Source organism: Pyrobaculum neutrophilum V24Sta (assembly GCF_000019805.1).
GTDB classification, from domain to species: domain Archaea; phylum Thermoproteota; class Thermoprotei; order Thermoproteales; family Thermoproteaceae; genus Pyrobaculum; species Pyrobaculum neutrophilum.
Map to the genome: position 1 here is coordinate 1,040,151 of NC_010525.1, position 20,021 is coordinate 1,060,171.

The 20,021-nt window shown below is 60.9% G+C and carries 24 protein-coding genes; 17 read left to right on the forward strand and 7 right to left on the reverse strand.

Annotated elements, in window-relative coordinates:
• The first annotated feature begins 9 nt into the window (after positions 1–9).
• The 6 genes from TNEU_RS05755 to TNEU_RS05780 are packed head-to-tail and all read left to right on the forward strand — an operon-like array spanning position 10 to position 5,794.
• Positions 10–435, forward strand: a complete 426-nt coding sequence (locus TNEU_RS05755; RefSeq protein WP_012350497.1) for a hypothetical protein — start codon at positions 10–12, stop codon at positions 433–435.
• Positions 432–1,355: a type III-A CRISPR-associated RAMP protein Csm3 gene (gene csm3 / locus TNEU_RS05760; protein ID WP_012350498.1), complete on the forward strand. Its 924-nt coding sequence runs from the start codon at positions 432–434 to the stop codon at positions 1,353–1,355. Before TNEU_RS05755 ends, csm3 begins: the two co-directional genes overlap by 4 nt.
• Positions 1,352–2,170 carry a type III-A CRISPR-associated RAMP protein Csm4 gene (gene csm4, locus TNEU_RS05765; protein WP_148682503.1) on the forward strand — a complete coding sequence of 273 codons (819 nt, stop codon included), beginning with the start codon at positions 1,352–1,354 and terminating at the stop codon, positions 2,168–2,170. The genes csm3 and csm4 overlap by 4 nt, the downstream gene beginning before the upstream one ends.
• A 3-nt stretch (positions 2,171–2,173) precedes the next feature.
• Positions 2,174–3,163 carry a CRISPR-associated protein gene (locus TNEU_RS05770; protein WP_012350500.1) on the forward strand — a complete coding sequence of 330 codons (990 nt, stop codon included), beginning with the start codon at positions 2,174–2,176 and terminating at the stop codon, positions 3,161–3,163.
• Complete coding sequence (cas10, locus tag TNEU_RS05775) at positions 3,150–5,417, forward strand: type III-A CRISPR-associated protein Cas10/Csm1 (protein ID WP_012350501.1); 2,268 nt, start codon at positions 3,150–3,152, stop codon at positions 5,415–5,417. Before TNEU_RS05770 ends, cas10 begins: the two co-directional genes overlap by 14 nt.
• Positions 5,414–5,794 (forward strand): hypothetical protein, encoded by a 381-nt coding sequence (locus TNEU_RS05780; protein WP_012350502.1) that lies wholly within the window; start codon positions 5,414–5,416, stop codon positions 5,792–5,794. The genes cas10 and TNEU_RS05780 overlap by 4 nt, the downstream gene beginning before the upstream one ends.
• A 93-nt stretch (positions 5,795–5,887) precedes the next feature.
• On the opposite strand, the gene csx1 is transcribed toward TNEU_RS05780, so the two are convergent.
• Positions 5,888–7,309, reverse strand: coding sequence for a CRISPR-associated CARF protein Csx1 (gene csx1 / locus TNEU_RS05785; protein ID WP_012350503.1), 1,422 nt, complete (start codon positions 7,307–7,309; stop codon positions 5,888–5,890).
• Positions 7,310–7,588: 279 nt separating this feature from the next.
• Here csx1 and TNEU_RS10370 point away from each other — a divergent pair, with 279 nt between their 5' ends.
• The 9 genes from TNEU_RS10370 (at position 7,589) to TNEU_RS05825 (ending at position 15,063) form a co-directional block, all read left to right on the forward strand.
• A complete protein-coding gene (locus TNEU_RS10370) occupies positions 7,589–7,966 on the forward strand; it encodes a hypothetical protein (protein ID WP_222702399.1) in 378 nt (125 codons plus the stop codon).
• Complete coding sequence (locus tag TNEU_RS05790; protein WP_222702400.1) at positions 7,938–8,666, forward strand: RNA-guided endonuclease TnpB family protein; 729 nt, start codon at positions 7,938–7,940, stop codon at positions 8,664–8,666. The genes TNEU_RS10370 and TNEU_RS05790 overlap by 29 nt, the downstream gene beginning before the upstream one ends.
• Before the next feature lie 261 nt (positions 8,667–8,927).
• Complete coding sequence (locus tag TNEU_RS05795) at positions 8,928–9,680, forward strand: Panacea domain-containing protein (protein WP_012350504.1); 753 nt, start codon at positions 8,928–8,930, stop codon at positions 9,678–9,680.
• A 5-nt stretch (positions 9,681–9,685) separates the two neighbouring features.
• A complete protein-coding gene (locus TNEU_RS05800; RefSeq protein ID WP_012350505.1) occupies positions 9,686–10,519 on the forward strand; it encodes a hypothetical protein in 834 nt (277 codons plus the stop codon).
• Between the two features lie 77 nt (positions 10,520–10,596).
• Positions 10,597–10,851 (forward strand): hypothetical protein, encoded by a 255-nt coding sequence (locus TNEU_RS05805; protein ID WP_148682382.1) that lies wholly within the window; start codon positions 10,597–10,599, stop codon positions 10,849–10,851.
• A gap of 21 nt (positions 10,852–10,872) precedes the next feature.
• A complete protein-coding gene (locus TNEU_RS05810; RefSeq protein ID WP_012350507.1) occupies positions 10,873–11,874 on the forward strand; it encodes a WD40 repeat domain-containing protein in 1,002 nt (333 codons plus the stop codon).
• A gap of 61 nt (positions 11,875–11,935) precedes the next feature.
• Positions 11,936–12,139: a hypothetical protein gene (locus tag TNEU_RS05815; protein WP_148682383.1), complete on the forward strand. Its 204-nt coding sequence runs from the start codon at positions 11,936–11,938 to the stop codon at positions 12,137–12,139.
• A gap of 264 nt (positions 12,140–12,403) precedes the next feature.
• Positions 12,404–14,404: a hypothetical protein gene (locus TNEU_RS10260; RefSeq protein WP_012350508.1), complete on the forward strand. Its 2,001-nt coding sequence runs from the start codon at positions 12,404–12,406 to the stop codon at positions 14,402–14,404.
• Positions 14,386–15,063, forward strand: a complete 678-nt coding sequence (locus TNEU_RS05825; protein WP_012350509.1) for a hypothetical protein — start codon at positions 14,386–14,388, stop codon at positions 15,061–15,063. The genes TNEU_RS10260 and TNEU_RS05825 overlap by 19 nt, the downstream gene beginning before the upstream one ends.
• Here the strand turns inward: TNEU_RS05825 and TNEU_RS05830 are convergent.
• Positions 15,002–15,235, reverse strand: coding sequence for a hypothetical protein (locus TNEU_RS05830; RefSeq protein ID WP_148682384.1), 234 nt, complete (start codon positions 15,233–15,235; stop codon positions 15,002–15,004). The two genes, TNEU_RS05825 and TNEU_RS05830, sit on opposite strands and share 62 nt — an antisense overlap.
• Before the next feature lie 88 nt (positions 15,236–15,323).
• Here TNEU_RS05830 and TNEU_RS05835 point away from each other — a divergent pair, with 88 nt between their 5' ends.
• Positions 15,324–15,497, forward strand: a complete 174-nt coding sequence (locus TNEU_RS05835) for a hypothetical protein (protein WP_245521941.1) — start codon at positions 15,324–15,326, stop codon at positions 15,495–15,497.
• Here TNEU_RS05835 and TNEU_RS05840 read toward each other — a convergent pair.
• Positions 15,441–16,250 carry an SPL family radical SAM protein gene (locus tag TNEU_RS05840; protein ID WP_012350511.1) on the reverse strand — a complete coding sequence of 270 codons (810 nt, stop codon included), beginning with the start codon at positions 16,248–16,250 and terminating at the stop codon, positions 15,441–15,443. The genes TNEU_RS05835 and TNEU_RS05840 overlap by 57 nt on opposite strands.
• Before the next feature lie 79 nt (positions 16,251–16,329).
• Here TNEU_RS05840 and TNEU_RS05845 point away from each other — a divergent pair, with 79 nt between their 5' ends.
• Positions 16,330–16,809, forward strand: coding sequence for a vitamin K epoxide reductase family protein (locus TNEU_RS05845; RefSeq protein ID WP_012350512.1), 480 nt, complete (start codon positions 16,330–16,332; stop codon positions 16,807–16,809).
• On the opposite strand, the gene TNEU_RS05850 is transcribed toward TNEU_RS05845, so the two are convergent.
• Genes TNEU_RS05850 through TNEU_RS05865 form a run of 4 tightly spaced genes read right to left on the reverse strand, consistent with a single transcriptional unit; the run spans position 16,774 to position 19,861 of the window.
• Positions 16,774–17,670 carry an aldo/keto reductase gene (locus TNEU_RS05850; protein ID WP_012350513.1) on the reverse strand — a complete coding sequence of 299 codons (897 nt, stop codon included), beginning with the start codon at positions 17,668–17,670 and terminating at the stop codon, positions 16,774–16,776. The two genes, TNEU_RS05845 and TNEU_RS05850, sit on opposite strands and share 36 nt — an antisense overlap.
• Positions 17,671–17,688: 18 nt before the next feature.
• On the reverse strand, positions 17,689–18,381 hold the full coding sequence (locus TNEU_RS05855) for a metallophosphoesterase (RefSeq protein WP_012350514.1): 693 nt from the start codon (positions 18,379–18,381) through the stop codon (positions 17,689–17,691).
• Positions 18,378–19,523, reverse strand: coding sequence for an aspartate aminotransferase family protein (locus TNEU_RS05860; protein ID WP_012350515.1), 1,146 nt, complete (start codon positions 19,521–19,523; stop codon positions 18,378–18,380). Before TNEU_RS05860 ends, TNEU_RS05855 begins: the two co-directional genes overlap by 4 nt.
• Positions 19,524–19,549: 26 nt before the next feature.
• On the reverse strand, positions 19,550–19,861 hold the full coding sequence (locus tag TNEU_RS05865) for an FHA domain-containing protein (RefSeq protein WP_012350516.1): 312 nt from the start codon (positions 19,859–19,861) through the stop codon (positions 19,550–19,552).
• Positions 19,862–20,021: the final 160 nt, after the last annotated feature.

Here is a 20,021-nt window from a genome sequence, read left to right on the forward strand (position 1 = left end):
GTCATGTATATGCCGAGGTCGTACTTCTACGAGATCTATAGGGCGTTTAAGGAGGATCGGTACGAGGACGGCCTCAACTCGGCGTCTCGATACAGGACCTACGTCACGGCGGCGGCCTTCCGCAAGATCTACAACAGCATAGTCAAGCCGCTGGAGCATATAGCCGCTGGGAGGTTCACCGACCCAATCCCCATCGCGGCTGGGTTGGCTAGGCTGGACGTTATTATTGAGTATCAGAAGAACAGGGGTCTGCTTCAGCAGGACCTCGCCGAGGGGATCAAGGCCGCTTTGGCCGAGATTAGGCAGGACGTGGTTAGGAGGAATCTGCAAAGCGCTAAGAAGGAGGCAGAGGCGCTTAAGTTGGCGCTCGACGCTGTGCTGGCCTACCAGATAGTGGGCGGGAGGAGGAGGGAGGAAGAGGAGGAGTGGCTATGAGCGAGCAGTACCCGCAGGCTCGGCTGAAGCTGTCCAACCTGGTTAAGATTAACTTCAAGCTCAGGGCGTCCGGCCTCTTGATTAGGAGTGGGAAGACGAAGGAGGTGCTGGGGGCCGCCGACATACAGCCCATGTCGATACAGCGGGTTTACAGGCTCAACAACGCCGAGCATCCCCTGACGGTTCCGTATATCCCCGCCTCCTCTCTCAAGGGGAGGGCTAGGTCTCTGCTGGAGGCGGCGCTGGGCCTGCCTCTGCACACCACCGACGGGAAGATCTACCTACACATGAGGATTGTCCAGAAGAACATCATGGACGAGGACCCGTTCTGCCCCGTGGATAACATCTTCGGGACGCCCTCAATCGCCTTTAGGGAGCTGGACGAGAGGTACCGCTACCTCTTCGAGTGCTGGGCGCCTAGCCGCGCAATATTTCGCGACCTCTTCCCCTCCGAGGGTTATGTGAAGAGTCTGTGCGACGCGAAGGGTGGCTGCGCCTACGTGTCGCTTGAGGACTTCCTTGAGGAGAAGAACGAGAACAGGATCGACAGGGTCACGAGCACAGCCGACCCCCGCGAGATCTTGAGGCTGAGGCCTGGGGTGGAGTTCGACGGGTCTATCACCGTGTTGGTGTACGACATCGACCTGAAGCCGAAGGAGGATTGTGTTAAGTATACCAAGGTAGACGAGATTAAGAGGGGGACGCCGCCTGTTAAGTACTACCTCGACATGTTGATCAAGTCGCTGCGTCTTGTGGAGGAGACCTACCTGGGGGCCTCGGGCACCAGGGGCTACGGCCAGGTGGAGTTCACCAACCTCGAGGCCAAGCTGCTGGACGCCTTGACCTTCAGCGAGCTGAGGAGGGCTGAGGCGCCCTCTCTGGCCAAGCTGGGCGAGGAGGTGTCTCAGTGGTGGCAATGAGGGTTGGCTATGCCGTTCTGCGCTTTGTGACTCCCATCCACGTGGGGAGGTGGACTCTCTACGACTCTTGGGACTACGTGCCGTCGGACGCGATATATTCGGCGCTGTACGCTCTGGGGGTCCGTGGGGGGTTTCGCGTCTCGTCGGCGTATCCCATGGTGGCCGACGCCTCGGACCGCCTCCACCTCCCGGCTCCTCTGCCCGCCACGTGGAGGCTCCAGCTTCTGAGGGGGGCGGCGCCGGAGGAGGCGAAGGCGGTCAAGAGGCTTAGGTATATTCCCCTGGAGTGCCTCAAGGGGGGCGATGTGCCTAAGCGGAGGGGGGATCGGTGGACGTGCGGCGGGCTGGAGCTCAAGGACAGGCCGTACGGGGAGAGGCTGGCCGTGGCGAGGAACGCCCTTTCCCGCGTCAACCAGATGGCCGAGCCCTACCGCATCGCCGTCTTTAACCCCCTGGTCCCCTACGTGGTTTACTACCAGGGGCTGGACGTGAGCTACCTCAAGCTGTTGGGCGAGGTGGGCGTAGGCGGCAAGAGGTCCTCGGGCCTGGGGAAGTTCGAGGTGGTTGAGGTCGGCGAAGTGGACGTGGGCGACTCCGGCTCCGCGGCCCTCCTCATGGGTGTGGGGAGGCCGGTTGGCTACGAGAGAGCTCTGGGGGAGTGGGCGGTGAGGAGCTGGTCCTGCACCTGGGGGGCGGTGGGGCCCGCCTCTGTGCTAATGGACGGGGGTGTGGTGTGGGGGAGCTTCGACTTCGAGGATCTGGGGGGCGGCGGCTGCGTCAAAATACTGAGGCCTCTGTGGCTGTGGATCTCGTGAGCCATGTCTAGGCTGTCTGCGGCAGGTGGGCCCCTCGCCGGCTGGGAGACCGCCGTTTTGAGGCTTAGGGCTGAGACTCCGGTCTTTGTGCTGTCGGGGAGGGCGGCGGTGGTGGGCCTGGACGCCCTGTGGTCCGGGGGGCGGCTCCACGTCCTCGACTTGGAGCACCCGGCGCTGCTCCGGCTAATCGAGGCGCAGGTGAGGGCGGGGAGGGCGCCCTCTCTGGCGGATGTGGTGGCCGCGGCTAGGGCGGACCCCGCGCGGTACTCCCGCCTCTCTCTGCCGTCGCCCCAGCTCCCCGACAAGGCGGAGGTAAAGTTGGGGATCCCGCCTCCGGCCTCCACGGTCAAGGGGATGTTGCGGACGGCGTATCTCCACTGGGTTCTCAAGAGGGATGGGGAGGCTAGGGGGAGGTTCCTCAGCGCGGTGGCTCAAGCCCTGGAGGAGCGGGTCCACCCGAAGTTCCTGGCGGCTAGGGGCGAGGCGGCCGTCTTCAAGGTGGTGGTGGGGAAGAGGGTCTGGGACGTCTTCAACGCTGTTTTGGTGAGGGAGGGGCCCGCCGGCGCGAGGTTTGAGGTGTACAAAATCGACGTGGTGAAGGGGAGCAACGTCATAGCTTCGGCGTATGCGGTGGGCGCGTCCCCGGGCTCCGCCTTCGAATACAGGGTGGTCGTTAGGCCGAGGCCTAGGGAGGACGGCGGGGGCGACGCGGTCCTCGCCCTGGACGACTTGAAAAAAGCTCTGGACGACTTCGCCCGCGAGGCGGGGGAGAGGGAGGGTTGGAGGCCCCGGTGCCCCGCCGCGGTGAGGATCGGCTTTGGGGCGGGGAGGAGGTGGAAGACCGTGTTGAACCTGGTGGAGCGGCACGACCCAGCCCTCTACCGGAGGATACAGGAGTACATGACCCAGCGGCTTAAGAGGTTCTGGGGGGACGTGACAAAGAAGACGGTTGAGGGGATGCCGGTGGGCTGGGCCTGCTATGAGTGGCTATAGGGAGTACGTAGTTGCGGCCCTCCTCCACGACGTTGGGAAGCTCATAAGGAGGGCGAAGCTGTGCCGTGGGGAGCCGGCTAGGCGCCACGTGGAGGAGAGCGCGGATTTCGTAGACGTCGTCGCGCCGGCGCTTAAGGCCGCTGGGGTTGATCCGCAGGCGGTGAGGGAGCTGGTTCTGAGGCACCACGAGGGGGGCTGGGGGGTGGGGCCCTACGACAGAGCCGCGGCTCTGGAGAGGGCGCCGGGCGACGAGGAGTCGGGCCAGGGCCTGGCCATGCCGGGGCGGCGCGAGCACGAGATACCTCTGAGGTTGCCCACGGGGGTGTACGTCCCGCCGTGTCCAACGCCGCAGAGCCTCAGCGAGAGGCTCATCCCGTCTACGGAGCCGCCGAGCCCGGAGGAGGTGTGTAGGTGCTACCGGAGGGCCTACGAGGAGCTGATGAGGCTGGCGGCGAAGGCGGCTCAGAGGAGGATGGGCTTCAAGGAGCTCGTGGAGACGCTGGTAAACGTGCTGAAGGCGACGGCGTCTTTTGTTCCAGCGGCTGTATACGGCGTGAGGGAGCCAGACACATCCCTCTACGCCCACTCCCTCCTGGCCGCCGCCCTCGCCTCTACGGGGGGCGAGTTCTACCTGGTGTCTATAGACGTGGGGAGGATCCAGGAGTACATCTCGAGGGCCGGCGCCACCAAGGCCGCCATGGCCATCCTCAGGGGGCGCTCCCTCCGGATAAACGCCCTCCAGAGGGCCGCCGTAAGGTGGCTCATAGACAGGGTGGAGACGGCAACATACGCCAACGTCCTCCTGGACACCGGCGGGGAGGCCCTCCTCCTCCTGCCCAAGTTCGACCTGGCGCTCCTCGACCAGCTGGAGAGTAGAGTGCTCCGGGAGACGGAGGGGGCCCTCGCCCTGTATGCCGCCGCGGCTGGGCCCTACAGGCTGGAGGACGTGGCAAGGTTCAAAGACCTCATGAGGGAGCTCTCCCAGAGGGTCACAGAGCGTAAGTTCATCTACCGCGACTACGGAGCCCCGGCGGGGCCCGCCGCGAAGTGCCAGTTCTGCGGCCGGCTGTCCGCCAAGGTGACGCCGGAGAGGCTGAAAAGCGGGGAGGTCGTCGACCTTTGCCACCTCTGTAGAGACGAGCTACACATCGGCCGGGCCGCCCGCAACCTGAAATACATCGCCTTTCTCCCCAGGGGGGCACTGCCGCCCGGCTTGGCGGGGGCCGAGCGCGGGGATGACACGGCTGTGGTGAACATTCTGGACTACGCCGTGGTCTTCAGCGGCCAGATGTCCAAGATGCCCCCCGCCTCCCACGCCGTCTACGCCACCAACAGGAGGGATTTCATCCTCGACGCCGACGGGCCGGCGTACGGCATGTGGTTCACCAACACCCACATCTACTACAGGGAGGGCGAGGACTCCTCCCTCGACGCGGCCGGGAGGTACGCCGCCTTCGTCAAGATGGACGCCAACAGTATGGGGAGGCTGAAGGAGGCCGCCTCGCGGACCCCCTCGGCGCTGATCACCTTCTCCCTCGCCGTCTCCACCGCCTACGAGCTCTACCCAGCCCTCCTTGCGGACGAGAGGTACCGCGAGGTGCCCATCTTTGTGATCTACGCGGGCGGCGACGATGCGGTGCTGGCCGGCAACCTCGAGGCGCTTCGGTACGCCGCCAGCGTGGCGACCTACGCCGAGAAGTGGGGCTTCAAGACGGCGATTGGCGCCAAGATAGACAAGCCTCAGTACCCCATCTACTTCGCCTTCGCAGACACCGAGGAAAGGCTAGAGAGGGCGAAGGGGATAGACAGGGGGCGGAGCATCGCCGTGTTGATAGCGGAGCCCGTCACGATATACGAAGAGGCCGCGGAGCTCGAGAATGACTTGGAAAAAATCCCCAGATACAGGGAGGACGAGGAGACACGGCGCATGGGGGCCTTCGAGCGGAAGGTGTACGAGAGGCTCTTCGCCGCGTACGCCACCGCTGCCGTGGACGGCAAAGTGGACAAGAGGGTGGTCAAGAGGGCGCTGGCGAAGATCGCCGTGGAGCTGGTCTACATGCTCAAGAGGCGCGAGGGGGATAAGGAGACCACGGGGGTGCTTGAGGAGGTGGCTGGGCCTCTGTTCGCCAGCGCGGAGGGGGTTGGGTCCTTCTTCGCCGATCTAATGGCGGGGAAAGGGCGTTTGGACGAGCTGAGGCGCGCTGTGCTCCGGCTGTATCTCCACCACATCGCGCTGGCGTGGGCTCCCGAATGAGGGGGGAGATAGCCGTCGTCCTCCCCCGCCGGTGCGGGGCCGGGTTCACGACGCCGCGGTACAGCTACGTCTTCGAGGAGGATCCCCTGGTAGGCCTGGTGAGGTATGCCCACTGCCCGCCCATCGGGCTACACGTGCCGGGCGTGGCCCAGTACAGGCTGAGGGGGCTGGGCGTCGCCGAGGCGATCCCTGTGGCGGGCGACGGCCCGCTGGTGATAATCGGCGCGCCTCACGACGCCCTCTCCCTCAGAAGCGCCGTCGTGGTTAGGGCAGTTCGCGGGAGGATAGAGGCGGTGGGGCCGGCGGATAAGATCGACCTAGAGAGGTTCCGGAGGAGGATACCTGTGAACCTCAGGCTCGGCCGGAGGTATCTCTAGACCGCCCCCACGCTCCCCCCTCCCCCTCCGGCAGCCCCCTCGGCTGGCCGTCGGCTGTGTTTGGGGCGCGGCTGGGGTGGGTTCGGCGGGGGTTTAGTCTGGAGATCGGCGTGAGGCGCGTTTGGCCATGTGCTCCACGAGCCTTTTGACGGTTGGCCCGTCGTAGACTATTCCCACGATGCGGCCCCCTTCGACTTTGAACCTCTTGATGGCGGTGGGGGAGAGGCCGGCGTGGGCGAGGAAGTTGCGGACGTAGCGCTCTATGTCTTTTTCGAGGCGCTCCCTTTCCTGCTGGAGCTCCCTCCTCGCTTCCTCGATGCGGTGGTCTATGAGCTTTTTTATGCCGCCGCTCTTCAGAGCCTCCCTCACCTCCCTCTTGTGCCTTGAGACTAGGTGCCACAGCTCCGGCCCCACTTCGCCTGGCGAGGTTGCCTCTGCGACCTTCTGGAGCAGGCCCACCTCCTTTGAGGTCACGCGGGCGATGGAGGAGAGGTAGATGTGGCCGTGTTTTTCGTATCTGTTGGCTAGGGCGCTGAGGTATTCGGGGAGTGTCCTCTTGTCGAAGACGTCTCTCTTCAGCTCTGTCCAGATCTGGTGGAGGACGGTCTCCGCCGCCGTTTGGAGGTCGGCGTGTTCGTACCTCACGGCGCCGTTTTCAACCCGCGGCCTCGACTCTGTCAGCTGCGGCGGCTTCTCCTCCTTTGGGGGGCCGAAGTCGGGGTCCCAGCCTTCGAAGGCCGCACCTGTGAAGCCCAGGGCGGCGGCGCCGTTGGATATGAGCCATATGAGCTTGCCCAGGCGCGTCTCCCTTGTCCGTCCCACCGCCCTGAGCGACCTGAGCGCGGCGAGCTCCCTCACGCTTCTCAGCACCTCCTGTAGGCTGGAGACGTCCAGCACCCGTAGCTCGGGCACCTCCCTCCGCCTCTCCCCGCGCTGCGGCTGTATGCAGAAGTCGCTCTCCACGTCGTTGGGGTACGGCTCCGAGTTCACCAGGATGAGCCTGTCCTCTTTGCCCCGCCCCACAGCGGCCGCCACGGCGGCGTAGAGGGCGGAGATGGTGACGAAGTTTATGCCGTGGGTGATGTCCACCACGATGAAGGACGCGTCCTCAGACCTCTCCCAAACCGCCTTGAAGACGTCCATGAAGATGGCCTCGGGGCTCCCCTCGAACCTCCAGCCGAAGTACGTGCCGACGGCCGGCACAGACACCACCTCGAAGGGCAGGCCGCCCATGAGCTCCCGCCCCCACCTCTGGTACAGCTCCCTAGCGCGGGCCCTCAAGTCGCCGGCCGCCGCGCCGGGGTTCACCACCGAGTCCGAGCCCACGACGAGTACGGAGACCTCCGACGGCCTCCCGAGGCCCCTCAGCACGTCGACCAGCGCGCCCTCAGACGTACATCCCTCGAACCTGCCGGCGCTCCCCTTGAAGGGCTTCCTATCCACCTCAGCTGTGTACCGAGCCCTCCTCCAGCTCGGCGGAAAGCCCCACACCCCCACGAGGAGTACCTTAGCCATGAAATAGCGGCGGCGCCCCTATATATACCTAGGCGCCGCGGGGGGCCGGCCTCGCTCCGTGATCGATCTGAGTATTGACTGCGCAGTACATATTTAAACTGCAACTGGGACATATACCGTGAGGAGGGCAGTGCTGTTGCCTGATCTGGGGGTCGGCGCGTTGAAGCTGTTGCTTGAGCTTATATCTGAAAACCTCGCCCTTTAGGGCGGGGATGGCACTATGCGGCGTTAAGCTTTTAGGTTGACCGTTGAACTCGATCTATGAGGGGATGTTCCCCTATGACCTCGGTCGTTCTCACGGTTGTTGGAAAGGTGATTGAGCCTAACAAGGGCAAGACCCTTGAGCTCAACAGAGCTCTTGAAGAGTACCTCAAGTTGGTTAGATGGTATGTGGGCTTCGGCATCACGTCGAAGACGAAGCTTCACGAGCTAACGTATGAGGAAGCCAAAAAGAGGTTTAGCCTAAACACTGCGCTGATACAGACTGCGAGGGACAAGGCCGTTGAAATTCTCAAGAGCTTTAATAAACATAAGGCAAAGGGCAGAGCCAAGGCTGATAGGCCAACGGTTAAGAGGGTATCTATTCGTCTAGATAGGAGGGCGTTCAAGCTCGATAAGTCCAGCACTAATGCTAACTCCTTACTGGCTTGTCGTTAGCTTGAGAAGAGGTGTTAGGATAGCGCTACCACTAGCTTTCGGCAACAGACAGAAACAGTTCATTGAGGAGACCCTGCAGGGGCTGTGGGAACTCGACAGTGTGGAGCTGGTTAAGAGAGACGGCGTTTGGTTCGCTCACTTCAAGATTAAGAAGAACGTTGTCACCTACGGTGCTGAGGAGGCGAAGACGCTCATAGGCGTAGACCTCGGCGAGTGGAACGCAGTTGCGGCCGTGGCCATATCGAGGGACAGCCCGAGCAAGCCAATGAGGGGGCAGTTCTGGGGTGGACAAAGGATTAGGTTTGTGCGCGGCAAATACGCTCACATTAGGCGTAGCCTGCAGAGAAAGAATAGACTTGACCTGGTTAAGAGGATTGGCAGTAAGGAGGGCAGAACAGTCAATCAGATGCTCCACGAAATAGCTAAGGGGGTTGTTGAGTATGCCAAGCAGTTCCCCAAACCAGTCATCGTCATGGAGGACTTAGAGGGGATTAGAGATAGGATTAGTGGAAGCAACAAACTACTGAATAGGAGGTTGCACTCGTGGAGCTTTAGGAAGCTCCAGAAGTACATTGAGTACAAAGCGCTCCTCAGCGGAATACCGATTGTGTACGTAAAGCCGAAGAACACCAGTAGAACATGCCATAGGTGCAGATTCGCAGCTGATGAAGTGAAAGGTAGAGGTTTCAAACCCGGATAATCGGGATTGGTCATGAAGGCGCTGGCGTTTAACACGGACCTGGACGCCTACCTTAAAATTTAGGAGGTTAAGAGAGGTTGTGTCTAGCGATGAGTACCTAGACGAGGAGGAGCTCTTTGATGATGGACGGTAGCTGTGTAGTAGGCTCGGCGGGTGTGAGGGGCGTTACATAACCCCGCCCCATCCCGGGAGGCAAGCGCCACAAGTGAGCTGTAGGTAGGCCGAGGAAACGTTTAAATCTTGGCAAGACAGTTTTATATTATGAGCGACGTGTCGCTTAGGGATCTGGTGCTGTATGTGGTGTCGAGGTTCCCAAAGGGGGTAGGGCGCACCAGGCTGATGAAGATGCTCTTTCTTGTGGATATGTACGCGGGGGAGGGGCTGGGGAGGTCTCTTACCGGCGTAGATTGGTTCCGCTGGAAATTTGGGCCTTTTTCTAGAGAGGTGCTTGACGTTCTTGACGAGCTGGAGAAGGAGGGGCTCGTGGCGGTGGATCTGGGCCCCGAGAGGAGGTACATCGCCCTTGCCGAGCCCGAGGCCCTTCCCGACGACGTCCGTCGGGTTGTCGACCGCGTAGTTGCGGAGTACGGCTTTAAGCCGCTGAGGGAGCTACTTGCCGAGGTCTACGAGAGGTTTAAAATCAACGAGAGAGAGCTGGGCGAGAGAATCGCCGCGGGGGACGGGAAGCTGGAAAGATTGGTTAGGCTGGCTGAGGCGGCCGGGGGAGACGAGGGGGCCTATGTGGAGCTTATGGGTAGGCTCTACGAGGAGTATGAGGATGTGTTGGACGCGGTTCCGCCGGATATGCTTTCGCTGTATGGGCTGGCTGTGTTGGCGCTGCAGAGGAGCGGGAAGGGGGGTGAGGTTGAAAAGGTGACGAGGGAGCTCGTGGAGGTTCTGGACGAGGTGGGAAAGGTGTTGCGTAGCGAGCCGAACAAACCGCTTCCTCGCCCCATTAGGGAGAGAGTGAGCAGGCTGTATAGCGAGCTTTTAGACGCCGCGACTGGCGGCTGAGGGGCGTGCGGTTGCTATATCTTGACGCGTTTTACTACTACGCGCCAGTGAGGCGGGTTCTGGATCTTAGGGCTGTCTTGAGAGAGAGGGGGCTGGTGATTGATAGATTGCTTCATACGAGGTTTTCTTCTGCCACATTACTAAGAGACCAGATCAACTCTGTATTACGAAGTGATAAAATTGGTGAAATCTTAACGAAACTTTTTAGCGTTGTTTTGAGTGGCAAGAAAAGAAAAACGATTTTAGACACAGAAAATTTAGCAGTCGTCTTAGATGATGAAAAAACGCATCTTATTGAGTTTCTAATATTCATCGCTAAATACATCGATCTAGAGAGGCAGAATCTAAATATAGACGAGCTAAGTGATACATTAAATAGGCAGGTGTGTCCAGAGGGAACAGCTATTTCAGTTGATAAAGAGAGCGCTATGGTCATTAGAATGTTGCGTGAACCTAAATATCAAGTGTTGTTTAACACGGTGATCGGCAGGTATCTTGAGAAGATTTATGATTCCTTCGCTATCTACACGACCTGTAGAGTATGTAAGTTGCTAGGGCTCAACCCACCTGACTGTCTCACATACGCTGAGACCTTTAGAGAAGACCCCGCCATAGGAGGGCTGAGGTGGGAGGCGTGGTGTCCTCAATGCCGGAACCACCTTGATGACGTTGCAAAAGCCGAAATACTCCAACAATATGCTATTAGTAATAGAGGCGACAAGATCTATGTAGCGACTGTTGGGACGATAAAGCCGAGCAGAAGCGGCGAATGCTTTACATGTCTAGTTAACCACCTGAGTTCTCTGGTTAATAATATCGAGCACATAACTCACGGTTAGTCCCTCGGCCTGGCTTGTGCCGCATGTCTGGGGGTGGGGTGACCGCAATGTTTATATTGTTGTGTTGCGGGTGGGGGGTGCGGCGGGTGGTGCTGTTGGCGTTGGGGGCTTTTGCGCTGCTTGCGGCTGTGTCGTTTACGAATGTTGCTGTGTTTTCTGTGAACGCCTCTCTGCCTCCTGGGATGAAGTATGCGGGTGCTGACGCCTGTAGGGCGTTGGCCCCGTCGGGGCACAAGGTGGGGTTTTATGTCAATACGTCGTCTCTGTATCAGGGGAACGCCGTGTGGCTTAAGAAGCGGCATTTAATGGCCTTAAAAAGGAAACACATTTAATACGGTAATTGAAGAAATACTATGAAATTAGCGTTGAAATGGAAAACAGGAGTTGGCTATATAAAACACCTTCAATGGAATCCAAAGGGAGGTATCCTCGCCGTTGTTTATCGACCACTAGAAATGTCAAAAGATAAAAACAGCAAAGATTTATTGGTATTTTTCCATACTTCAGGTATAAGTTTGTGGCGTTTAAAGTCTACTTCGTTTGATGCTCTTGCGTTTTCACCTGATGGCTCTCTCATAGCTGTTGCCGCATATAATTATGAGAAATCTACTGTAACAATAAGAGATATCGAAGGTAGAGAGAAAAAACTAAGAGACTATGAAGAAGAAGAATATAAATTAGAAGTTTATACAATTACAGAAAAGTCGCTTCAAAGAAAGAATACCTTTAAAATTGCTTCAAACATACGCTCTATAGCGTTGTCAAGTGATTATATTATGGCAATAGTAACAGAAGACAACGTTGTATCGTTTTGGAATATTAAAAAGAACTTTGCAGAAGAACTCTGGCGTTGGAGAGTTGATACACAAGCTTCTATTACTAATCAGGGGACTCCTTTGGTGAGGTTCAACCCAGTCAATGCCAACCTAGTAGCTGTGAGTACTAGTAATGGTGAGATTATCTTCGTGGATCTAAACAGTAGGACTATTCACAGACATGTCTCAGCGACAAAATTTGTCGAGTGGAGTCCTGATGGTAAATTACTTCTGGTTAGCGGTAATGGAATACTAAGGGTATATGATGATCAAGCTAGGCTCCTCGATTCTGTCCCTGCCGATGGAGAATCTGCGACGTGGATCTCAAATGACACAATCCTAGTTGCCGGTTCCACCATTTCTACATATTCTATAAAAGAAGGCAAGTTGAAACCTTTAGACCAAGAATTAGATACGTTAAAGTGTGAATGTTTTGATGGCATTATGCATATGAGCTACAGCGCGCCGGATAATATGCTAGCGTTAGTATTTAAGCTAGGTAATGTTTCTAGACTTTGCACATATAATATTATTATTTAATATCGATCATAGAAATGGTCCTCAGGGAAATGTTTTTTAAGGCGTTTCCAGTGATAGGCTCATGTCTTTGAAAAACCATGATATAACGGAGGGTAAAGAAAAGAAAACACAACACATAATGAGGATGTCCTATGAGACATACCTAAGAGGGGTGATAGAGGGATTAATACAAGCATATAAAGTATCTGATGGTAAGACAAGCGAGATAGAAATAATCGACTGGATAACCGGGCAGAAAGTGATAATAAGCGTTAAGAGAACCTAGTAAATTTCTAACAAATGTAGTACGTGAGGAGCACCAGGGTGTACCTTGGCGGGGAGTACATGGAGTTTTCCGGCTCCTCCGTGGTGAAGGGGGCGACTGGGTGGCTGGCGGTTGGGGCGGACCAGTGGGGATCCGCCGGCTGAGGTGGTGGTCTCACCTGACCTCCCGCCTCAGTACTACGGGCGGGAGGTGGCGCGGTACCAGGTCAACGTGGAGTTTGCATCGGGCTAAGTAAAGCTTAAAAATAATTGTTTTACTGTATATATGCGGGTTTTGGTGGCGCTTCTCTTTCTGGGGGCTACGGCCTACGCGGCGCAGTATGTGGGGAACGCGTCTGTTTATATGGCGTGCGGCGCCTGGGTTGTGGACTTCGGCCACTGCTATGGCGACTGTATGGGGTATATCTTCATACCTGGCTACGGGGCTAGGGACGTGGTTAGGGTGTACGTGGGGGGTAGGGAGGTCCCTGTGAATTTGACCTCTATCCCCGTGGACGACTTCTATAGGCCGTACTTCATCGTTGGGTCTTTTAGGGCTAGGGCGGTGGGGCCCGTGAGGGTGGAGTCGGGCTACGGGGTGGAGGCCTACATCTTGGTGAACTTCGGCGTTGGGCCTTCGGGGTTCCACCAGCTGTATGTGACTCCCTTCATAGCTGGCCGGGGCTACACGAGGGAGGTGGTTCTGAACTTCACGCGGCCTGGGAGGTTCTGGGTCTGCACCGTGGGGAAGTACGCGGGGGAGGCATACGCCTTGGCCAACGGGACTTGGGTTAGGGCTTCGGTCGAGAGGGGCTACTACAAGGGGTTTGTGCAGGGTTTGGGCGAGGCGGTGCGCTTGTTGTGGGCGTATGTGCCGGAGTCCGCCGTGAAGGTGGCCTACGTCTACGTCTACACGCCTCCGCCTCCCGTGCCGCCGAAGAGGACCTACTTCGTGGGGCTCGACGGGGCGCCGGTGCCGGCTTGGGTTTTGTCGAGGCTCGTGGTGGGGGCGGACAAGGTGGGGGATGGCTACGTGGAGTTCTACAGGTCGGCCTACCTGAACCAGAGCGGGGCGCCGGTGCCTCTCGAGGCCAACAAGACCTACGTGGTTAACGGGAGGCACTGCCGGCTGGTGGCTAGGACCGACAGGGGGGACGCACTGCCCATGGAGGTGTATCTGGGCGGGGAGAGGGTGGCCAGCGGGGTGGGGGAGGTTAGGACCTACTGCCTGCCAGAGACGCGGGTGAGGTACAGCTACGTGAGGCGGACCAACGCCACGTACGTGGCGTACAGCGGCGTGTCTCAGGGCAACGTCACCCTGCCTCTGTTGCCCGTGGCGTTGGTGTACCAGAGCGTGTTGGGGTTGCCGGTGGCTAGGGAGGTGACCTACGCCCCGCCTGGGTCCGAGGTGTCTATAGACACCAGGAGGCTGGGCTACAGCTATGTGTCTAGGGTTAGGGTGGAGGCGCCGCTGGAGATCGCAGTGGCGCCTCTCCCCCCGGTGGGGGCCTTGGGGGCGGCGGTGGCGGCGGCTCTTGCGGTCATGGCGGCTCTGAGGAGGCACGCCCTTGTTGGCTCGGCGGTGGCGTCTGTGGTGGTCATATCTGCGGCGCTGGCCGCCGTGGGGAGCGCTCTGGGCGGGATGATGCCGGGGGAGCTGGCGGCGGCTATCGTGGGGAACACGCCGCTTTCTGGCGACATGCTCCAGCTCTGGGCTTTGCTCCTGGGGCCGCCCATAATCTCGTGGCTGTGGAGCGCCCTTGACGCGGCTAGGCGGATGGTTAGGCCTCACATGGTGTTTCACGCGGGGGCCTCCACGGCCTCCTCGGCGATTCTCTACCTAAGCCACGCCTCTCTTAAGCCGGCTGCCGCGGTGGTGGCCTTCTCCACAGCGGCGGCGGCGCTTCTGGTCTCCCTGGCTGTGTATACAAGGCTGGAGAGGTCCGTAGGCGGTTGCAGGGGGCCGTGCACGCCGCGGGTGGACCCCGCCGAGCTGGCGAGGGAGGTGGCGAGGTACGTCCACGAGGCTAGGCCCGAGGCCCGGCTACAAGCGCTGAGGGACATAGCGGCGAAGTACCTCCAGCTTGCCTTGAGGTCCTGCGGTCTCGAGCCCAGGGGCGACTTCGAACAGCAGCTGGCCTGCGCGGTTTCGGCGGGGGCTTTGACGAGGGAGGAGGCGGAGAGGCTTAGGAGGGTGTATCAGGGCAGGGGCGCTCCCGGGGAGCTCTGCCACGAGCTCTCCAAGGTGGTTCCACTGGGGGAGGGGGTATGCGTAGAGATCCCATAACCGACCTACTCCAGCGGGCGCAGGCCGAGGCGGTGCGGAGCCAGATAGCCAACGTGTTGCTGTATATGCTCCAGGAGGGGAGGAGGATGCTCGACGCGCCGGTGGAGGGGAGGCCGGTGTCTATCGTCCGGCAGAGTTTAAACTGCGAGGGGCGGGAGGCTGTGTTCGCCGTCAACGCCGGCGGGGCGCCTCTGACGGCCGTGGTGAGGTGGATCGCGGCGCCTGGCGCGGCGGAGGTCTTCTTCAGCGACGGCGTTAGGTTCGAGGGCAACCTGCTTAGGGACCCCTGCCGCGGCTTGGAGCTGGACCTCGCCCCCCAGCTGAGCTTCGTGGCTCTGTTTCTGCTGGCGTTTATATTCGGCGCGCCTTCTCTACCCCCGCTGGCGCTGGGCGTCCTGCTCGCGGTGTTGGCGTCGGTGATAAAGGCGGTCTACGCCGTGGCGGCTCAGGGGAGGAGCACGCCGGCTGGCTGGGCGCTGACCCTCGTCTTGTCCTTCATAGCGGGCTTCGCGGCGGGCCTCGTCTACGTCTTCGCTGTGCCTAAGCCGCTTGCTGATGTGTTTCCCAAGCTCGACCCGGCGGCCGCCGCTGTTTTGCTCAGCCTTCTTGCCGCCGTCTACTACCTCCCCCACGTGGCGTGGAGGAAGCTGAGGCGCTAGCGAGGATGTCCCACTCAAGTACGTAGTCGCGGGCGTCGGCGATAAATCTCGCGTGTCTTTTCGCCGAGTCGGCGGATCTGTGCACCCCCGCCAACCTCCAGCTGGGGTCCGCAATCCGCTCTCTAGTTATCAACACCCTCTGCTTTCTCTTGTTAACGTATACGTAGAACACAGGTCAAGAGAAGCCCCCAGTTATATATCCATCAGGTAAAACCGACGCCGCTACGGAGGGTTTTTTAAAGTGGATGTGTGCGGCGTTCGTGGTGGCGGTGGTCCACGTGTTGGGGGTTCACGCGTATACGCTCGCGAGATACGGCGTAGACCCCAACGACGACGTGGAAACAGCCGTGAAGAAGCTGGAGGCCAAGGCGCCCCACCTAGCCCGGCTTCTGAGGGAGGTCGCGTCTGGCTCTCCACTCCTCTTCCACGTCTAGGCACCTCGCCCCGGCCTCTCTACAGAGCTCTTCTATTGTTTTCTTTACCTGTGTCCACCACTGTCTGCCGGCTTCTTGTCTGTAGGCGGGGGGTAGCCTCGCGTGGGCTCTGGGCTTGGGCCTGTATCTGTCGTATATGAGCTCGGCGCCTATGGAGGCGGCGAGTTTTACAACCTCTGCGATGTCCTGCCGGCTGTCGTTGTAGCCCGGCACCACTGGGCCTAGGTATATCCACACCTTTACCCCCTCCTCGGCGAGCCTCGCGGCGGCTCTTGCCCTGGCTGTGGGGTGCGGGGCGGCGGGCTCCAACTCCAGGGCTTTGTCTCCCATGGCGGTGATGGTGATGCCCACGTCTACCGACTCCCTGTATCTCCTGAGGAGGTCTAGGTCCCTCAGCACGAGGGGGGATTTGGTCTGGACCGAGATGTGGAAGCCCGCCTCCGCCAGTATCTCGATGGAGCCTCTGGCCAGCCTGTATTTGGCCTCGGGGGGCTGGTAGGGATCTGTCACGGTGGAGAGCCCCACGACGCCGGGCTTGAGCTGGGCGGCCTCCCGCCTGAGGACCTCCAGGAGGTTGGCCTTCACGTAGAGGATCTGGCCCCAGGCGGCGCCGGGCGGCCCCCTGGTGTAGTCCTGGGCGTAGCAGTAGAGGCAGCCGTGGAGGCAACCGACGTAGGGGTTGAGGGCGTAGTGGTACTCCGGTAGGCCGGAGGGGGTTAGGGCGCGGCGCACCCTGATCTCATATATCTTCACGGCCCCGCCTCGTCTCCCATATATATGCCGATTCTGCACGTTTGAAATATCTTTTAAAGGGGCGTTGCCGCCCAGTGCCGTGGATAGGTGGCTTGTGCTTCTGGTGGCTTTTTCCGCGGGGGGCCTTGCCGCGTCTCTACTGGTGATCTACCTCTTCTACCTCCTCGGCGCCCTCCCGCCCGGCTGCTACGCAGATGTGGAGCTTCTGCCGGGGGTGACCATGGACTGCGTAAGGGTGTTGACCAGCCGCTACGCCTACATCGGCCCCCTCCCGCTGGACGCGGCAGCGGCGGTCTGGTTCGTGGTGAACATAGGGGCGGCTCTGTGGCTGTACAGAACTCTGTCTAGGCGGGCGGCCCGCTTCGTCTTCTGGTGGCGCCTCCTCGGCTTGGCCATACTGCCCTACCTCGTCTACCTGGAGTTCGCCGTGTTGAAGGCCGTCTGTATCTACTGCACGGTGATGCACATCTTCATCGTGGCGGACTTCGTCGTGATCACCCTCTTCCTCCGCCGCGTCGGCCCGTCAATTGGGAAGGTGGATGGACGCAAGCCGCTCTAGGTGGTCCGGGGGGAGGGGCTTGCCGTCTGAGGCGGCGGCGTACTCCTCCAGCTCGTCGGGGGTGGTGGCAGTTACGAAGACCGTCGTGATGGGGTGCGAGAGGAGGTACTTGACGGCGTATTGGCCGAGGGTCAGCCCCAGCTCCCTCGCCAGCGGCGCCACCTCCCTCTCCACCACCGCCCGGGCCTTGAGGAGCCACTCCCTCGGCCTCAGCGTTCTGTGGCCCTCCGGCGCCGGGTTGAACCTGTCTGTGAGCACGCCGGTGGCGTCGGGCACCCTGACCAGGAGCCCCCTGCCCCGGCCGCGGGCCGTCAGCTCTGCTCCTGGGTGCCGCTCCAGTATGTTGAAGACGTACATTATGGCGTCTAGGCCCTCCTCCAGAGCCGCAAGCCCCTGCTCTAGGACGTCGGTTTCAGGTCCGAGGGCGGCGCCTACGCAGTCGGCCACGGCGCCACGCCTGCTCCTCAGCCAGGGCGCGGCCTCCCTCACCTGCCGGGTGGTCGGGTTGTGTATCATGAGGAGGTTGGGCCTCCTGCCCAGCCTCTCGGCCGACCTCGCGGCGGCCATCTCCAGATACGGTGGGTCGAACCTCCTCTCGGGCTTGCCCCCGCTGTAGAAGTCGTACCCCACCTTCGTCGAAATCACCACGTCGTAGCCCGCCAGCCACCTCCCCAGCAGCTCCTCGCTTCTGCCTCTGCCGTAGACGTCGGCTGTGTCGAAGAAGTTTATGCCGAGGTCGACGGCCTTCTTGACGAGGGCTCTTGCCGCGTCGTCGTCGAGGGGGTAGAGGTCGCTTCCGACGACCCAGCCGCCGAAGCCGATCTCGGAGACCCGGCGGCCGCAGAACTCGCGGTACCGCATGTGGTGGACCCGACCTGTCTATAAAACCATCACCGCCTCCCTGCTACAGAACGCCCTGGGGGTCATCTCGCCGGCGCCCCTCGTGACGTACATTAGGGCTCCGCCCCTCCGGTAGAGGCCCCAGGTGTATCCAAAGCGGCTGTTGGTATAAAGGGGGACGTTGCCGGGCAGGCAGATGTGGCCGCCGTGTGTGTGGCCCGCGAGGTAGAGGCCGCCGGCGGCTGTGTGGAAGGCGTCTGGCGAGTGGACCAGCACGACGTCTGCGTCCTTGACCGGGGGGTAGTCCCTGGGGTCGTCCCTCCAGTCCAGCCCATATATCCGGAGACCCCCTATCTGGACCCAGTCGTCTGCGAGGACGTGGACCCCCGCCTCCTCCAGCGCCGCGACGCCGCGGCGGAGGGGGATCCAGCGGGAGGCCCAGCGCTCGTGGTTCCCCAATACGGCGATTTTGGGCCCGGGCAGGCGGCGTAGCGTCTCCGCGACAGCCGCGAGGTCTGGGGTGAGCTCGTCGTAGGTGTCTCCCCCTATCAGCAGGATGTCGTAGGGCGGGAGCTCCAGCCTCCTCTGGGCGTGGATGTGGAGGTCGGAGAGGAAGGCAACCCGCCTCCCTAGGCCCAGCTCCAGGGTGGTGAGCTCCGTGTGGAACCCGCCGGCGAGTCCGCCGGCCAGAAGTAGGGCGCCGGCGGCTGTGAACAGCTGGCGCCTCCTCACTGCGCCCTCTTGAGGGCTTCGGAGACCGCGGCGTGTACCAGCTCTATATCCTCCCTAGTTATCATATACGGCGGGAGGAACCTCAGGGTGTTGACGCCGGCGGTCAGCCCGAGGACCCCCCTCTCCAGGAGGGGCTGGAGGAACTGGTCGGCTTTGACCCTCAGCTCTAGGCCCAGCATGAGGCCCATCCCCTTCACCCTAACGGCGAGTCTGCTCTCCACCTCGCCCAGCGCCTTGGCCAACTCGGCGCCGGCCCTCTCGGCCTTGTCGGGGACGTCCTCCTCCCTGAGGAGGCGGGAGGCGGCCGCGGCGGCCGCCATAACCACGGCGTTTCCGGCGAAGGTGGACCCGTGCTCCCCCGGCTCGAAGACGTCGCCGAAGTCCTCCCGGGCCACCGCCAGGCCGATGGGTAGGCCCCCCGCCACGGGCTTCCCCGCCGTGAAGATGTCCGGCTCAACGCCGTATTTCTGGAAGGCCCAGACGGCGCCTGTCCTGCCGAAGCCCGTCTGCACCTCGTCTATTATGAGGAGGGCGCCCTTCCTCTGGGTCTCCTCCCTGAGGGCCTTTAGGAATTCGGGGGTGGCGGGGTTGACGCCGCCTTCTCCCTGTATCGGCTCCACCACCACGCAGCAGGTGTCCTCCTGCACCAGCTTGTCCACCTCCGTGGGGACGTTGAACTTGCCGAATCTCACGTGGGGGTAGAGGGGCTCGAAGGCCTTCCTGTACCTCTCGTTCCAGGTTATGGAGAGGGAGCCCATGGTCCTCCCGTGGAAGCTGTTGGTGAAGGCGACGATGGCGGGCCTCCTGGTTATCTTCTTGGCGATTTTGACGGCGGTCTCCACGGCCTCTGTTCCCGTGTTCTGTAGAAACACAACGCCGAATTTGGCGGGGAGGAGCCTGGAGAACTCCTCTATGAACCGCTCCCTTGCGGGGGTGTAGAAGTTGAGGGGCACGGCCCACACCTCCTCCAGCTGCCTCCTCACGGCCTCCGCTATCTTGGGGTTGGCGTGGCCTAGGAAGGCAACGCCGTGGTTGGTGTTGCAGTCTAGGTAGCGCCTGCCCCCGTCGTCCCAGACGTACTGGAGGAGCCCCCTGACTATCCTCAGGCCGTACTCCCTGTAGTACCTGGCGATCCTCGCCACGGGTAGGGGTACGGCCCGGTTAATAACTATTCCTCCTCTACGGCGAACTCCACCACGCCGGCTACGTTGACCACGTCTCCCCTATACAGCTCCACCAGCCCCTCCCCCCTGATGTCCACGCCGTTTACGTAGGTGCCGTTGGTGCTGCCCAAGTCTAGGATGTAGAGGGCGCCCCCAGCCCTCTTCAAGGCGAAGTGCCTCCTGGATATGTACATAGCCGCGGGGCCCAGCCATGCGAAGTGCTCCCTGCCGTAGACCCCCTCCCTCTCTAGAACCACAGGCCCCCTCAGCACCAGCCTCGCAGGGTGGAACACCTCCACCACGTACGCCCGCTCCATGCTGTAAGCCGCGCTGGAGGTATAAGCCACCAACGGACGGATATGTGGGACGTATACGCTACCGTCTGTCCCTAGGCGGTCACTGTCGACAGCTCGCGCCTAGGGGCCTTCTCCTCGCCCGAGCCGTCGTGGACATCCAGGATGCCTCGGGCGTGGGGCC